The organism is Bacillus sp. JJ1532, assembly GCF_036965085.1.
GTDB lineage: Bacteria > Bacillota > Bacilli > Bacillales > Cytobacillaceae > Cytobacillus.
In genome coordinates, this window is sequence record NZ_JBALOW010000036.1 from 1 (window position 1) to 15,981 (window position 15,981).

At 37.3% G+C, this 15,981-nt stretch carries 18 protein-coding genes and 1 riboswitch; of the genes, 6 read left to right on the plus strand and 12 right to left on the minus strand.

Annotation, left to right across the window (positions count from 1 at the left end):
* Positions 1–119: 119 nt before the first annotated feature.
* Entirely contained in the window at positions 120–950 is an 831-nt protein-coding gene (locus V7122_RS13055; RefSeq protein WP_335355460.1) for a Ku protein, read from the minus strand.
* A gap of 148 nt (positions 951–1,098) precedes the next feature.
* Here V7122_RS13055 and V7122_RS13060 point away from each other — a divergent pair, with 148 nt between their 5' ends.
* On the plus strand, positions 1,099–2,940 hold the full coding sequence (locus V7122_RS13060) for a DNA ligase D (RefSeq protein ID WP_335355463.1): 1,842 nt from the start codon (positions 1,099–1,101) through the stop codon (positions 2,938–2,940).
* Positions 2,941–2,960: 20 nt separating this feature from the next.
* Here V7122_RS13060 and V7122_RS13065 read toward each other — a convergent pair whose 3' ends face one another.
* From V7122_RS13065 to V7122_RS13085, 5 genes are all read right to left on the minus strand, one after another.
* Complete coding sequence (locus tag V7122_RS13065; protein ID WP_335347694.1) at positions 2,961–4,208, minus strand: EAL and HDOD domain-containing protein; 1,248 nt, start codon at positions 4,206–4,208, stop codon at positions 2,961–2,963.
* 146 nt (positions 4,209–4,354) lie between these two features.
* Entirely contained in the window at positions 4,355–4,825 is a 471-nt protein-coding gene (gene ribH / locus V7122_RS13070) for a 6,7-dimethyl-8-ribityllumazine synthase (protein ID WP_335347693.1), read from the minus strand.
* 15 nt (positions 4,826–4,840) lie between these two features.
* Positions 4,841–6,034, minus strand: coding sequence for a bifunctional 3,4-dihydroxy-2-butanone-4-phosphate synthase/GTP cyclohydrolase II (locus V7122_RS13075; protein ID WP_335527114.1), 1,194 nt, complete (start codon positions 6,032–6,034; stop codon positions 4,841–4,843).
* Positions 6,035–6,071: 37 nt separating this feature from the next.
* Positions 6,072–6,725 carry a riboflavin synthase gene (gene ribE / locus V7122_RS13080; protein ID WP_335527116.1) on the minus strand — a complete coding sequence of 218 codons (654 nt, stop codon included), beginning with the start codon at positions 6,723–6,725 and terminating at the stop codon, positions 6,072–6,074.
* 116 nt (positions 6,726–6,841) lie between these two features.
* Positions 6,842–7,276 carry a RibD family protein gene (locus V7122_RS13085; RefSeq protein WP_335527118.1) on the minus strand — a complete coding sequence of 145 codons (435 nt, stop codon included), beginning with the start codon at positions 7,274–7,276 and terminating at the stop codon, positions 6,842–6,844.
* Between the two features lie 125 nt (positions 7,277–7,401).
* Positions 7,402–7,547, minus strand: a riboswitch (FMN riboswitch).
* Positions 7,548–7,682: 135 nt separating this feature from the next.
* Here V7122_RS13085 and V7122_RS13090 point away from each other — a divergent pair.
* A complete protein-coding gene (locus V7122_RS13090; protein ID WP_335347689.1) occupies positions 7,683–8,510 on the plus strand; it encodes an EcsC family protein in 828 nt (275 codons plus the stop codon).
* Positions 8,511–8,542: 32 nt separating this feature from the next.
* Here the strand turns inward: V7122_RS13090 and V7122_RS13095 are convergent, their stop codons facing one another.
* Together V7122_RS13095 and V7122_RS13100 are read right to left on the minus strand one after the other, a co-directional pair.
* The gene (locus tag V7122_RS13095; RefSeq protein WP_335527119.1) at positions 8,543–9,112 is read right to left on the minus strand and encodes a peroxiredoxin family protein; all 570 of its coding nucleotides are present in this window, start codon (positions 9,110–9,112) and stop codon (positions 8,543–8,545) included.
* A gap of 105 nt (positions 9,113–9,217) precedes the next feature.
* Positions 9,218–10,003 (minus strand): hypothetical protein, encoded by a 786-nt coding sequence (locus tag V7122_RS13100; protein WP_335355455.1) that lies wholly within the window; start codon positions 10,001–10,003, stop codon positions 9,218–9,220.
* A 128-nt stretch (positions 10,004–10,131) separates the two neighbouring features.
* Between V7122_RS13100 and V7122_RS13105 the strand changes: the two genes are divergently transcribed.
* Positions 10,132–10,695: a YdcF family protein gene (locus tag V7122_RS13105; protein WP_335353830.1), complete on the plus strand. Its 564-nt coding sequence runs from the start codon at positions 10,132–10,134 to the stop codon at positions 10,693–10,695.
* A gap of 22 nt (positions 10,696–10,717) precedes the next feature.
* Here V7122_RS13105 and V7122_RS13110 read toward each other — a convergent pair whose 3' ends face one another.
* The 4 genes from V7122_RS13110 to V7122_RS13125 form a co-directional block, all read right to left on the minus strand.
* On the minus strand, positions 10,718–11,494 hold the full coding sequence (locus V7122_RS13110) for an ABC transporter permease (RefSeq protein ID WP_335353831.1): 777 nt from the start codon (positions 11,492–11,494) through the stop codon (positions 10,718–10,720).
* Complete coding sequence (locus V7122_RS13115; protein WP_335353832.1) at positions 11,491–12,396, minus strand: ABC transporter ATP-binding protein; 906 nt, start codon at positions 12,394–12,396, stop codon at positions 11,491–11,493. The genes V7122_RS13110 and V7122_RS13115 overlap by 4 nt, the downstream gene beginning before the upstream one ends.
* Complete coding sequence (locus tag V7122_RS13120; protein ID WP_335353833.1) at positions 12,396–12,596, minus strand: PLD nuclease N-terminal domain-containing protein; 201 nt, start codon at positions 12,594–12,596, stop codon at positions 12,396–12,398. The genes V7122_RS13115 and V7122_RS13120 overlap by 1 nt, the downstream gene beginning before the upstream one ends.
* A gap of 121 nt (positions 12,597–12,717) precedes the next feature.
* Entirely contained in the window at positions 12,718–13,041 is a 324-nt protein-coding gene (locus V7122_RS13125) for a DUF4870 domain-containing protein (RefSeq protein ID WP_335353834.1), read from the minus strand.
* A 257-nt stretch (positions 13,042–13,298) separates the two neighbouring features.
* On the opposite strand from V7122_RS13125, the gene V7122_RS13130 reads away from it, so the two are divergent.
* The 3 genes from V7122_RS13130 (at position 13,299) to V7122_RS13140 (ending at position 15,933) form a co-directional block, all read left to right on the plus strand.
* Positions 13,299–14,078 carry an undecaprenyl-diphosphate phosphatase gene (locus tag V7122_RS13130; protein ID WP_335348260.1) on the plus strand — a complete coding sequence of 260 codons (780 nt, stop codon included), beginning with the start codon at positions 13,299–13,301 and terminating at the stop codon, positions 14,076–14,078.
* 34 nt (positions 14,079–14,112) lie between these two features.
* Positions 14,113–14,703, plus strand: a complete 591-nt coding sequence (locus tag V7122_RS13135) for a DedA family protein (protein WP_335353835.1) — start codon at positions 14,113–14,115, stop codon at positions 14,701–14,703.
* A 105-nt stretch (positions 14,704–14,808) separates the two neighbouring features.
* Positions 14,809–15,933 (plus strand): amidohydrolase, encoded by a 1,125-nt coding sequence (locus V7122_RS13140; RefSeq protein ID WP_335353836.1) that lies wholly within the window; start codon positions 14,809–14,811, stop codon positions 15,931–15,933.
* The last annotated feature ends 48 nt before the right edge of the window (positions 15,934–15,981 follow it).

Consider the following 15,981-nt stretch of genomic DNA (forward strand, 5'->3'; position numbering starts at 1 on the left):
CTTTCCGGGAGGCTCGACTTGTGCTTGTCGGGGGTGGGCACTAAGGAAAGCTCCTAGGAATAATCTTCGCAGGAACAATCTGCTCTTTGATTGTTCCGAAGGCGCTTCCGCTTTTCCTTTTATGCTTCCTTCTTAGCTTTTGTTGCCACACGTTTTTTCTTGGCTGCCGGTTTTTTAGGCTTTGTTTTATCAATCGATGCTTGTAACGCCGCCATTAAGTCTGTCACATTGGACACTGGCTCTTTTTCTGTAGGAGTGACTATTTCTTTTCCAGTTCGCTTCGATTCAATTAGCTCAAGTAAAGCTGTTCGGTACTCATCCGTATATTTTGCCGGTTCAAATTCTGTTGTAAGTTGATCAATTAGAAGAATGGCCGTATCAATTTCTTTTTTCGTTACTTTATCCTCTGCTGGCACATTTGGGACATCCACGGCATTTCGAACTTCATCCGGATAATGAATCGTTTCCATGACAAGGGTTTTTTCATAAACCCGAATAACGGCTAGCTGTTCCTTAGAACGGATGATAATTTTCGCAAGTCCAACTTTTCCGGAATCCTCTAATGCCTTTCTGAGTAAGGAATATGCTTTACCTCCTCCATCACCCGGAGACATATAATAGGTTCTATCATAATAGATAGGATCAATTTGCTCCATCATGACAAAGTCCATGATTTCAACGGCTTTATCTTCATTTTCCTTCTTCAGCTTTTCCAAATCGTCATTCTCAAGAACGACAAATTTCCCTTTTGTATACTCATATGCTTTAACAATGTCTTCATTCTTTACTTCTACGTCACAGACCGTGCATTTTTTTTCATATTTGATTGGGGAATGACATTCTTTATGAAGATTCCGAAGCTTAATATCTTTATCCTCTGTTGCTGCGTGCAGCTTAATTGGGATATTGACAAGACCAAAGCTGATACTTCCTTTCCACATTGTATGCATAAGTAAACTCCATTCTTCTTTTTCTTTAATTTGTGTGAAATGCAGAGACTCATACCCTTAAACTTTTGGAAATGGAGTAGCGAATAATAAAAAGGGAATTCTATAATTATTAACTTGTTTAGATGTGAGGAAAGGATGTTCGATAATGATCAAACCAATGCTGCCTAGTTTATCTTTTGAAGCCCCTAAAGGAAAGGATTGGCTTTATGAGGTGAAATATGATGGATTTCGTGCCATCTTACATTGGAGTCAGCATGAAATGTCCTTAGAGAGTAGAAATGGTAAATCATTGCTAACGATTTTTCCCGAAATTAAATCGTTTCTAGATGCCAAATTAGAGCTATTTCGCCCCTTTCTTCCAATAACACTAGACGGAGAACTTGTTTATCTAGAAAATGCATTTAAAGCTCATTTTGGACAGATCCAAGTGAGGGGGAGGATGAGGTCAGACAAGAGAATTGAAGAAAAAGCAAACACCTCACCGTGTCATCTACTGATTTTCGATCTATTGGAACTAAAAGGAGAATCATTAAAGGATTTTGATTACCTTTCAAGAAAAAGGAAATTAACTGAACTGTTTAAACATTGCTCACTCCCTATCCAGCCGGATGAAAACAGCAGACAACTCATGCAGCTAATTCCCTTTTATCATACGTTTCAAGAAATTTGGGACAAGGTTACACTTTATGATGGTGAAGGAATTGTCGCAAAGCAGGAATTGAATAAATGGGAGGAAGGGAAACGAACATCATTATGGATCAAATACAAGAATTGGAAATATGTTTCCTGTTTCATTACCGCTTATGATAAAACGAATGGCTATTTTTATGCTGGTGTTTTTCAAAATGATCAGGTTTACCCAATTGGACAATTTCTATTTGGATTGAAGCCGGACGAAAAAAAGGCACTATTTGAAACCATTAAGGCTAATAAAACGGATGATGATGATCAATTTTTTTATGTCGAACCCGGTATATGTGTTGAAGTGAAATACTTAGAAATTTATGAGAAACAGATGAGAGAACCCCACTTTCACAGATTTCGCTTTGATCTGAAGCCCAAGGATTGTAAGTATGAACAATTTATCCAGCAGCAGAAAAATCTGCCTTCAGATATTGAAGTGACACATCCTGATAAACCATTATGGGAAGATCCACCTATACAGAAAATCGATTATTTACATTATTTAAGAGAGATTTCTCCTTATATGCTTCCTTTTCTCAAAAATCGGCTTCTAACAGTGATCCGCTATCCGCATGGTATTTTCGGTGATCCCTTTTATCAAAAGAATTGTCCTGAATATGCGCCTGAATTTGTAGAAACGAACATGTCTGAAGGAATTAATTATATCGTGTGCAATCATTTAAAAACGTTGCTCTGGCTCGGGAATCAGCTCTCATTTGAATTTCACATCCCTTTTCAAACCATTTACAGTAAAGGGGCAAGTGAAATTGTTTTTGACCTGGACCCGCCATCAAGAAATGAATTTGGTCTAGCTATTAGAGCTGCTCTTTTAATTAAAGACGTTCTAGACCAGCTCAAATTGATTAGCTTTGTGAAAATATCCGGGAATAAAGGGCTGCAAATCTATATCCCTTTGCCAGAAAATACGTTTTCCTATGAGGACACAAGATTATTCACTTCATTTATAGCTGAATATTTAATATCAAAAGATCCCGATTCTTTTACAATTGAGCGTATGAAAAAGAACAGAGGAAACCGGCTTTATGTTGATTATATTCAGCATGCTGAAGGAAAAACAATTATTTCCCCCTATTCACCACGCGGGACAAAAGAGGCTACTGTGGCAGCACCCCTTTATTGGGAGGAAGTAGTTAAAACGTTAAGAGTAGAGGACTTTCAAGTACCAAATATTATTAAGCGCGTCAATCAACACGGTGACCCGTTCAAAACCTATTTCGAAACAAAAGAAAAGCAAAATTTTGAACCTATATTGCAATTTTTAAGGAATAAAAAACCTGCCTTCTAATTAATGGCAGGTTTTCATCTTTATGGTGAAAATTTTTCTTCTAATACGAGGTCATTTGACCAGTTTAAAGATTCTGCATACAATTTAAATAGATCTTTTTCATCAATACTCAATTCTTTGCATTTTTCACTAATGATGCTCCACTGAGCTGTTTCCACTGCAAGAACGAGATCTAAAACATCCTTCAGTTGATTGGACTGACCATTCAATGCGTCACAAATCTCTTCTTCAAGAGGAAGCTCCTTTAGTATCATGCTCATTGGCATAGATAAAATCGAATCCATGATGGAAAACATGCCTGTCATAAAATAACTTGATGACGGCGCCCTTTTCACTTTCATTTTTGCAATTTCTTCACATAATTTTGCTCTTGTGAGACTAATTTGAATGGTTTCTTGAGATATTTTTCGCTTCTCAATTGTCGATTCCCGCACAGCTAAAACATATATCCATTTCTCCAATTCAATTAAACCGAGCAATACTACTGCTTGTTTAATCGAATTTATTTTTTGCTTAGGTCTAAATGCAGGGGAATTAATTAATTTTAATAATTTATAGGATAGGGAAATATCCCTTTCAATCAGTTCCGTAATTCGATCAATACTCGGTTCATTAGTTGCAAAGTTTTGGATCATTTCATAGTAAGAGTGAAAATAAGCTGGAATATCACGAGTTGATAGTATACTTGGCTTAGCAAAGAAATACCCTTGGAAATAGTGATAGCCTCTTTTCCGAGCATTGTCAAATACCTCTCTAGTTTCAACCTTCTCTGCCACTAATTTCAGATTCATTGACTTAACAACCCATTCAATTCGCTCTCTCATTTCTGCTGTAGTTGAAAGAAAATCGACTTTAACAAAATCCGCATACTTTAGTAGTTCATATGAATATTTATTTTCTTCATTGAAAACAAAATCATCCAATGCTATCTGGTAGCCCAGCCCCTTTAGCTCTTTGCAGATTTCTACTAATTCAGCACTTGGTTCAATGGATTCCAAAATTTCAACAACTATATCACGCGGTTGAAAATAAGTAGGAAGTCTAAGATTTAGCAGTTTTTCGGTAAAATTAATAAAACAAGGCCTACCGTTAGATAACTTATCAATCCCAATATTTAAAAAACTATTTACGATAAGTTCTGTTGTCGCTTGATCACCATCTACATCAGGAAAGGCATTCACCTTCTGATTCCTGCGGTAAAGAAGCTCGTATCCGAATACATCTTCATTTGCAGTAAGAATTGGCTGCCTCGCTACAAAAACTTCCATATAATACCCTCCGACAATTCTGCATTATATAATTGTCACTATTGTATACAAAAGATTACGGTTAGTTTGTCGAAATATGCAATAATTGAAAAAATTATTTGTTCTTATGTCAGTTTATATAGAGAAACAGAATATACCAATCATTCTTATAAGGAAAGCTGTTTATATAAATTACCCATCTCAATGGCTCCGACCGCTGCATCCCAGCCTTTATTTCCAGCCTTAGTACCTGCACGTTCAATTGCCTGTTCAATCGTGTCTGTCGTTAACACGCCAAAAATAATGGGGATTCCGCTCTGCATTCCGATTGAAGCAACCCCTTTAGCAACCTCATTACTGACGAAATCAAAATGTGGTGTTGCGCCTCTTATAACTGTACCTAGTGTAATAATCGCGTCATATCCCCCGACTTCAGCAAGCTTTTTGGCTGTTAATGGGATTTCAAAAGCTCCTGGAACCCAAACTACGGTTACATCCTCTTCCTTTACACCGTGACGTTTAAGGGCATCCTCAGCCCCAGTTAATAATTTTCCAGTAATAAATTCATTAAATCGTCCTACGACAATTCCTATTTTCAAACCTGTCCCAACTAAATGTCCTTCAATTACTTTTTTCATTGCTCATCTCTCCCGTTAAAATTTTAATAAATGACCAAGCTTCGTTTGTTTCGTTTTTAAATATGCTTCATTTTCAGTTTTTGCCGGCATTTGCAATGGGACACGTTCTGAAACCTCTAGCCCATACCCTGCCAATCCGGCAATTTTTCTCGGATTATTTGTTAAAAGCCGCATTTTTTTCACACCTAAATCTCGCAAAATTTGGGCACCAACTCCGTATTCACGTAAATCATCGCCAAATCCAAGCTTATGGTTTGCCTCAACTGTGTCGTATCCCTCTTCTTGAAGTTCGTAAGCCTTCATTTTGTTAATGAGCCCAATTCCTCTGCCTTCCTGCCTCATATATAATAGGATGCCTCTCCCTTCCCTTTCAATTTGGGCTAAGGCGGCTTCCAGTTGAGGTCCGCAGTCACATCTATTTGAACCAAAAACATCTCCAGTTAAACATTCGGAATGGACTCTTAATAGGACAGGCTCCCCTTCAGTAATTTCTCCTTTTACTAAAGCAACATGTTCCTTTCCATCTAAATTACTCGTATACCCAACAGCTCTGAACATTCCATAAACTGTCGGAAGCTGAATGTCAGCCTCTCTTATCACAAGAGAATCATGTTCTAGTCGATATTCAATTAACTGTTGAATCGTAATCATTTTTAGGTCAAATTTTTTGGCGATGATCTCTAAATCCTTTACACGGGCCATTGTTCCATCATCCTTCATAATTTCACAGATGATACCCGCTGGCTTTGCACCGGCGAGACGTGCCAAATCAACAGCTGCTTCCGTATGTCCCGCTCTTCTTAATACTCCACCTTCCTTTGCAATTAAAGGAAAGATATGGCCAGGCCGATTAAATTCATCCGGATGTGCATCATCTTTCAGCATTCTTTCTATTGTAAATGCCCTCTCAAAAGCACTTATACCTGTAGTTGTTTCTTTGTGATCGATCGAAACCGTAAATGCTGTCCCTCGGCTGTCCGTATTCTTTTCCACCATCGGAAGAAGATCTAGCTTACTGGCTAGCTCTTCAGAAATCGGAGTACAGATGAGTCCCCTTCCTTCTTTCGCCATAAAATTGACTGTCTCTGGGGTTACATACTCGGCAATTGAAAGAAAATCTCCTTCATTTTCCCTATCTTCATCATCACAAACAATAATGACTTTTCCTGCCTTCAAGTCTTCTAATGCTGCCTTTATTTCACTGAACATGCTTTACCCCCTGCTGCCTTTTTAGTTTGAAAAAAAATTAAAGAAAACCGTTTTCTTTTAAAAAGTCTTCAGAAATCCCTGCATTCTCTGCCTTATTAATTTGTTCCTTCGTCATGAATGAATACAGATATTTGGCCAGCATATCAAACTCAAGATTAACAATTTCTCCAACTTGCTTAAGTCCTAATACCGTTTCCTTTGCAGTATGAGGAATTATTGAAACTGTCACCGATTTTTCTGTTACTCCAAAAATAGTTAACGATGTACCGTCAATAGTGATGGACCCCTTCATTAAGAGCAGATGGCTAAAGGAACTAGGCACTGATATTTCAATATAAATAGCATTTTCATTTACTGTCTTTTTGAGTATTTTTCCTGTACCATCAACATGGCCAGTCACGAAATGTCCGCCAAAACGTCCGTTTGCAGCCATGGCTCTTTCGAGGTTAACCTTTGTCCTATCCTTTAATGATGACAAGGAAGTACTTTTAAACGTCTCCGGCATAACATCTGCTGAAAAGCCGTCATGATTATACTCTGTCACAGTAAGACAGACGCCATTTACAGAAATACTATCCCCTAACCGAAGATCTTGGAGAATTTTAGAAGCTTTAATTGTTAATATAATGGTGTTTCCGATTGCAGCGGCACTTTTTACGGTACCTAACTCTTCGATAATTCCTGTAAACATAATTCAGATTCCTCCTTTAGAGGGTCGCGAAAAGCATCTGCACGATTCGAACCTACTTCATTTCCAGAGAAAATAATCATTTGTGCAGATTGATCTCAAATTATATTTTCTTTTTTTTAAGACGTACGCAAATGCTTGTCTAAAACAAATCGAATGGGATTTTTTCCACCTTGGGGCAGTCTGGTGGTTAAATGTGGATTATCATGAATAATCGTATTGATACTTATCAGGATGACATCATTTTCATGTCTTAATTGGTGAACATCTAAACTGGACTCTGGAGAGGTTATCAATTTGCTGCCACCTATTTTTGCAGCCATTTTCCCATCAAATGGTACAGCTGCCTTTAACATTACATAAGGGAGTTTCGTTTTGATATCGTAATAAAATTGTTCATTTATAGCACGAGCCGGTCCCGCCTTTAAATGGGCGCCTAGTCCAAGTGCTTCGCTAATCTTTACAACCGCTCCAACCTTTGCATACATACTAGTTTGTCCACTAGTAGATAGGGCCATCGTTAGGACAAATTCCATATTCTTATGAACCTGCATCTCCTGTTTAATTGACTCCTTTCATTTAAATCTCTCCAGAAAAAAACCCGTACAAATTGTTGTACGGGGCATAATAACATAGCAAAATAAACGTAAAGAAAAAATCTTTTTTTACGCAATCTTGTCCATTCCTTCTCCCATCCAGACTTTAACTGTCGGCTTTGGAGTTTCACCAAATCCACCGTTTTCAACATTGAAACCGGGTCACGGACTAAGAGGATATATCCTCATCACCGCCGGTTGGGAATTTCACCCTGCCCCGAAGGAATATTATTCGATTTAAAGAAATAGTAACATGAGTTATATAAATATACAATTTTAAAGTAACTTGGCTGAAACAAATTGAAACTTTTCTACTGATTTCACGTATATGTATTTATCTAAAACGGGAAGGAATTTTGTTTAAATGGAAACAAAAGAACAATTACTGCTTGAATTAAAAAAGAGTGAAGACTGGGAAAAGGCGCAAAATGACTTATGGTTTTGGGAAAAACTCGGCAGACTGCCATTTAAGCTCTTGGACAAGTTCACACCCGCTTTTTTACAGAAGAAAATCGGGGTCATCCTTGATGAGCTTGGCCAATATATTCAATCTGGGGGACGGTATTTAAGCTCCGTTTCCTCCTTAAAGTCATATTATCCCGATAAGCAAATCAATCATTTAGAGGATGTCAATTTGATTGCTATCAATGAAATGGATGTTGCCGTCACAAAACTGACGAGCAATCGGAAACGTCTGGCTACTGTTCAAGGAGCGAGCACAGGGGTTGGCGGCATTTTAACCTTGTCCCTAGATATTCCCCTTCTTCTCGGGATCCAGTTAAAGACCCTTCAGGACATCGCTATTTGCTATGGATATGATCCAAAAGATAAAAAAGAAAGAATGTATATGGTAAAAGTCCTGCAATTCGTATCTTCTGATATCGTTGGAAAAAAGGCGATCCTGCAGCAACTATCCTTAATCGATTCGCCAAATGATAGTGCCAAAAGAGAAGTGATTTCAGAAATTCAGGGATGGCGAGAGGTTGTGTTTACTTATAGGGATCAAATCGGCTGGAAGAAACTCTTTCAAATGATCCCTATCGCAGGTCTTTTATTCGGTGCCTTTATTAACCGCTCTGCAGTGAATGATATTGCTGAAGCTGGAATGATGCTCTATCGAAAACGGCGAATTAAAGCGAAATTAGCAGAAATATTAATGGAAAATGAGAAAAACTGCATTGCCAATGATTAGCAATGCAGTTTTTTATATCTTTATCTCTTCTTTTAAGGCAAGCGTTGAATTAGTTTTTCCATCGCCTCTTCGTCAACTTCCCCTAACACTTTTTTACGAATAATACCATCTGAATCGATAAAAAAGCTTGTTGGGTAGACCATAATGCTGTAATCACTAAATGCCTGTCCTTTTTCATCAAGCGGAATTGTAAAGGTTAATTGATAATCGTCCACAAATTGATCAACATCATTTCTGTTTTTTTCAGATGTCGTCACATTTACACCTAGTATTTCAAATCCATCATTTTTATATTTGCTATACAGCTTCTCCATATGCGGCATTTCTGCCTTACAAGGAGGACACCAAGTTGCCCAAAAATTTAACAGCACCTTTTTCCCTTTATAATCACTAAGCTTTACTATATTCCCATTTAAATCCGAAAGGGTAAAATCAGGTGCCCTTTTGCCTTCCTCTATACCAGTTTGAATAGTTTCAGGATTTTCTATCTTATCGTATTTCTGATTAAAGTTCGTTACAATCCCTTTATCCTTGAGAATCATTTTATCAACAATAAATAAACACAGTACGATTATGCCCACAATTAGCAGAAACTTTTTCATGCTACACCTCATAACTAATATCTTGATGCAAAATCTCTATTGATTAATATACTATATTAGCCTATAAGAAACCATTTATCTGCATGAGCTATGCTATGTGGAGAATTAGTGATTAGTCGACTGAAATAATTTAGTTAAAATCGCATACGTCAAAAGCTTGTCCTCTGCGGAAATTGGTTGTTCAAAAGTAAGGATTGGCGTATTAGGATCTTTAAATCGATTTCCCCATTCTAGTGGCATCCAGCCTTTACGCAGCCTGCCTATTGTTATTAAGTTACGGTCGAAAAATCTAATATCCATAAATTGAAAGGATCGCTTAACAAAAATCGTATTTTTCTCATTTTCAAAAGTGAAAGTAAAGCTTTTATTAGTTGGCTTGCAAATACAAGTTGAAAGGACCTCAAAATTGGAATCCGCTATTTCTATCTGTTTTTTCTTTAAAATAAAGCATCCAATTAATTGGTTTGTTGCATCATAAAGTCCATACCTTTTCTCGATAACCCTGTCTAGGAAATAAGGTAAAAACCATCGAAACGGCCAAAATTGCCTATCCCTAATTTCTCCGAGCAAGTTCCCATTTATATCAAACATTTGCATTCTTAAGGTAGGAGCCGGCAGAAAAGTAATCACCACCTGTTCCTTATCAAATAAGTGACCATCATTTAAATGATTTTGTACACTCGAAATTTCCTTAGAACGCAGATTGTTTAATAAATAATAATGATAGCAAATAAGGCTATAAAGTAAAAAAGGAATAATCACTAGAACTATATTCTTGTTTGGTTCAATAATGATTACATAAAGGATCAACAAAATAGGAGGCACTAATGAGGCAAGGCTGGCATTTAATGATATCATAGCTGATTTCTTATAATATTCTTGAATATTCATAACCAAATCTCCCAACATATCCAGTAGGAAATTTATTCCCAGTATTGTGTTTATATGCTAAATTAATAGAGTCTCTTTCTATATCTATTAAATACCTCTGGCAATCATGAGTTCTTTGGAGGAAAAAAATGAAAAAAATATTAATTTTAATTAGTGCCGCCATCATCCTGCTTTTAATAATAATTATAGGTATACATCAATCAATGATGGAAACTGCAAAAAAAACTCCACCCCACAGTGTTCCATACTTAATTGTTCTTGGAGCTAAAGTGAATGGAGAAGAAATGTCTCTCAGTTTACTTTTCCGTGCCAAAAAGGCATTAGAGTATTTAAAGGAGAATCCCGAAACGAATGTAATTGTAACTGGAGGGCAAGGAAATGGAGAAAATATTACTGAAGCAGAAGCACTTAGGCGTTTTTTTATTGAACAGGGCATTAGCGAAGACCGGATTCTTAAAGAAGAGCTTTCAACATCTACATATGAAAACTTAAAGTATACGAAAGACATATATGATATTGATGAGGCAGTTATTGTCAGCAATGACTTTCACCTATATCGTTCTCTTAAACTAGCCGAAAAGGTAGAAATAAAAGGTTATCCTTTAGCTGCAGAAACACCAGCAATCGTAAAAACAACACTTTTTATTAGGGAATATGCAGCAATCATAAAAATGACTATAGTAGGTAAATAAAAGAACCCAAAACCTTGGGTTCTTAAGCAAGTTCTTTTTTTCGAAATATACGAATGCTTCCTGCGAGCATTAAAATAATAGCAACAATTGAAAGGATTAAAGATGGGAATGTCTCTTTAGGAGCTCCCCCGTAAAACAGTAATTGACTTGTATAGGCCGGAAGCTGAACAGGACTCCAATCTAACCAATTTGCAAATATAGTATTAAAAATACTCAGTAAAATAATAACTATAAGTGAGACAAAACCAACAGCCCCAGGGGATTTTAAGATTGAATTAAAAAGAACAGTAAGCGTTAATACAAAGGACAGCCAGATTCCATTTAAAAAGAAAGACTGCATAAAATCAGCAAAAGGAACTGCTTCAAACAAAATGACGACATAATACCATGATGTAAGATACCCTGCAAAAAAAGAAACCCATAATAAAAGCATGGCACCCGCCCATTTTGCCGTTATAAAAGATGTATAGGAAACTGGTTTTACCAAAATTAGACCTGCTACACCGCTCTTCCTCTCTCCAGCGATCATGCCCATTGAAGTTAAAACAATGACTAAAACACCTAGAGTATTAAATTGACTAAGTATTGAAACCATAACCTCTGATGCAGATGGAACTGGGAGCTGAATGACAGCCCCTTCAGGCAATCCTCCAACGGCATCAAGGATCTGAGGCATGAAATACACTGTTAATGGTTCCTTAACTGAGAGTAAAATAAATACAATTGGAACCCAAATCCATTTGAAATTTCTAGACATTTCAACCATTTCTTTATTAAAAAGAGTCACCCATTGGTTCATTTTTGCACCACCTTCATAAATACATCCTCTAGGCTTGTTCTGCTAATCTCAAACTTAAGCAAGGGTAAGTTATTTTCGACTATCTCTTTAAGAACAGCCCTTTTTGTCCTTTCGACATCATCAGATACAATACTGATTATGTTCCCGTCTACTGAAACAGATAATGCTAAGCTGGAAAAATTCTGTGCATATTCATCGGCCTTCCCTCGGAATACCAGCTCAATCTTAGCCTGCTGATGTTTATCACGAAGCTCTTCCATCGTTCCCGATTCTATTATTTCCCCATTATGCAGAAACAGAATTTCATCACAAACCTCTTCTGCATCATTTAAAATATGTGTGGAAAAAAGAATGGTCGTTTCCTTTTTCAGCTTTTCAAGCAGCTCAAGCACTTCTCTGCGGCCAAACGGGTCAAGAGCAGATACTGGTTCATCGAGCATAACTAACTTAGGCTTGTGAATGATGGCCTGTGCAATCCCTAACCTCTGCTTCATTCCTCCAGAATACTTGCCAACCCGGCGGTTCTTTGCTTCAGCAATACCGACCATTTCAAGAAGCTCATCTGTCCGTTTTTTTGATTCACTTTTCTGTAATCCAGCTAATCTCCCTGCATATTCCAGAAACTCCCTGCCCGTCATCCATTCATAGAAAACAGGATGCTGAGGAAGATACCCAATCCATTTTCGAAAATCCGCCCCTTTTTCAAGCCCATCAAATACGATACTGCCTGAGTTCGGCATCATTAAGCCCGAAAGCATTTGCAAGGTGGTCGTTTTTCCGGCACCATTTGCTCCGAGTAAAGCTATACATTTTCCTTTTGTTAACGTAAAATCCAATCCTTTAATGACTTCAAGGTCTTTAAAGGATTTTTTTAGTCCTTTGACAGTGACAACATCAGACATTAATGATTTCTCCTTCCAACAACAAAATAGAGAATGGAGCCGATGAGATTTCCAAACAAGATGATAATGGCCCACATCCATTTCGGCCCGTTTGTTTTTTCAATCCGGACTAAATCAATAACAGCAATCACAAATAGAATAAGCTGTATAACAATAATGGGAGCAATAATTGCCCAATTAATGCCCTGTAATAATTCCATAATTCATATCCCCCTAAGTGAGTCATTATTTTGTTACAGCTATAAGACGTCTATGTTCAGAATTCGTTCAAAAAATAATAAAAAAAGTCTAAGAGATTTATAATCCCCTAGACTTCATGCATTATCTAAGAATTCTAAATACTAAAGGAATACGGTATTCCTTTCCTTCGTATGCTTTTACAGCAGCAACAATCGTAAAAATAAATCCAAGTACACCTACAATCCATATTGTGACGAATCCGATTAGAATAATCATTAAGATTCCACTGATCAGGGCGTAAACTCCATAGGAAATGACAAAGTTAAAATATTCTTTCCCATGATTATCAATAAATGATGATTCGTTTTTCTTTAATAACCAAATGATAAGCGGCCCAACGATGGTTGTAAAAAAACTTGTTACATAAATGGCTGTCGCTAATAATTTTTCATCCTGTGATGGCATGATTTAATCCCCCATTTCAAATTTTTGAAGAAGTCTAGAACAATAACTATAATTCCTCTTACGTTACTATTTACGCCTTAGAAGCAAAAATGTTTCACATTATTTCACACATTTTTATTTACCTGACCACTAGATTTCATTTTCAGTTCTTGTTTAGGACAAGATGAATACAATTTGTAATGACAACCCCTATTGCCTAATGGCAAAAGAATTTTATTCAATAGGTTGTAAGATTGTTTAAAGGGTGATGCCATTTGATGTCAAAGATTGAGGCCTTTATACTAGGAATAATTCAGGGTTTTACCGAATTTCTTCCTATATCAAGTACAGGGCATTTGTATTTAGGGAGGCACTTATTTGGTTTGGATGAGGCAGGACTTTTTCTAGATACGATGCTGCATGTCGGGACATTGCTTGCTGTGCTTGTTGTATATAAAAACGAACTTCTTCAAATTATAAAAAATCCTTTTGGCAAGCTTTCGATGCTGCTAGTCATTGGAACGATTCCTGCAGTAATCATTGGCTTTTTATTTAGTGATTTATTTGACTCCATCTCAAAGACTGGAGTTACGATTGGCTGGGAATTCTTAGTCACTGGGATCATTCTTTGGTTTGCTGATCGAATTCGTAATGGTGCAAAGAAAATGGAGAGTATTTCCTATGGAGATGCTTTATTTATCGGCACATTTCAAGCAGCGGCCATCTTCCCCGCTGTTTCAAGGTCCGGCCTCACGATCGCAGCAGGGTTATTTAGAAAACTGGATAGAGAGACAGCTGCCTATTTCTCATTTTTATTGTCTATACCAGCGATAGCAGGTGGGATTGTTCTTCAATTTGGGGAGATGCTTTCAGGCCGTACAGAATCCATTTCCTTTGGAAGTTTATTTGTCGCCACCCTGTCTTCTGCGATTTTTGGGTATATGGCAGTTGTCTGGATGATTAATTTTCTAAAAAGAAAATCACTCAAAATCTTTGCGGTTTATGTTTGGGTTCTTGGCATCTCCATCATCATCCTTCAAATGACTGGGATATTCTAATGGTCCGATTTGAAGTCATAAAGGAGTTTTTAAATTGAAAGAGTTCATTCTTTCTGTTTTTGACATTTTATCACAGCTTGGTTATTTTGGAATTGCTCTTGGCCTTATGGTTGAAGTAATACCAAGTGAAATTGTATTGAGCTATGGGGGTTATTTAATAAGCACTGGAAAAATTCATTTCTGGGGTGCTCTTATCGCCGGTGTTATTGGGGGAACATTTGCGCAGCTTTTTCTATATTGGCTTGGAGTTTATGGCGGAAGGCCCGTGCTTGATAAATATGGTAAATTTCTGTTAATCAAAAAGTCTCATTTAGATGCTTCAGAGGAATGGTTTAAAAAGTATGGAACAGGAGTCATTTTTACAGCGCGATTTGTCCCAGTTATTCGCCATGCGATTTCCATACCTGCTGGCATTTCCAAAATGCCTTTATCAATCTTCACCTTATATACTGTAGCAGCCATGATTCCTTGGACCGTTTTATTTTTATTATTAGGAATGGAGCTAGGAGACCATTGGAGAGATATTAAAGACTATGCAAAGCCATTTCTGATGCCTATTATCATTCTAGCTTTTGTATCGATCGGAATTTACTTCTTTTATAAAAAACGCCAAGAAAAGAAATAATCTTCCTTCGCCGCTCCGTGCGGTTTTTTATATTAAATAATGTTCCTTATTATGATCATAGTTGTTAAAATAAATAGAAAAAGATTGATGCCAGAAAGGAATATCATGACAAAAATATTATTGAAAAACGCCAATGTTTACCCGGTCACAGCATCTGCTTTTTATGGCGATGTTTTAGTGGAAAACGGGAAAATTGCCGGAATAGGAAAAATAGATGTTACAGGTCCAGATGTTTATGTCATCGAATGTCATAACCATTATTTATTCCCAGGATTTATTGATGTTCATACACATCTTGGCCTGTATGATGAAGGGACAGGCTGGGCAGGAAATGATGCCAATGAAACGGCTGAGCTCTTGTCTCCTCATGTTAGGGCGATGGATGGAGTATACCCGCTTGATCCTGCATTTTCCGATGCAGTAAAATATGGGATTACAACCGCTCATATTATGCCAGGCAGCGCAAATGTAATTGGCGGAACAACTTCTGTTATTAAAACAGCCGGTAAGAATATTAAGAAAATGCTTGTTCAGGAAACCGCAGGATTGAAAATTGCTCTTGGCGAAAATCCGAAACAAATTCACAGCCAAGGAAATAAAGATTCGATCACTAGAATGGGAATTATGGGAAAGCTTCGGGAAGTATTCTATGAGGCTGCAAGTACTGATCAGCCTGAATCATTGCGGACTGCTCCCATTATTCAAGCTCTTAATCGGGAAATCCCTGTTCGGGTTCATGCTCATCGTGCAGACGATATTATTTCCGCTGTTCGATTTGCTGAGGAATTTAATCTTGATTTAAGGATTGAGCATTGTACAGAAGGACATCTCATTGCAGAGGAATTAGCTGACCTTGATTTAAAGGTATCAGTTGGTCCAACTTTAACAAGACGTTCGAAGGTGGAGCTTAAGAATAAAACGTGGAAAACATATCAGGAACTTACAAACCATGGTGTAGAAGTATCCATCACAACAGACCACCCTTATACACCTATTCAATATTTGAACTTATGCGCTGCTATCGCTGTTCGTGAAGGTTTATCAGAACAAAAGGCTTTAGAAGGAATAACCATTCTTCCAGCAAAAAATCTCCGAGTTGACAAGCAGCTAGGCAGTATTGAACCCGGGAAGGATGCCGATTTAGTCCTTTGGAGTCATCACCCCTTTCATTTTCTTGCAAAACCAAAATGGACGATGATAAACGGTGTTTTCGAATATACTGAGTCGTAAAGTGAAACTTCAATCAGTGGGGATTTTCTTTCATCCCCCACTGATTGT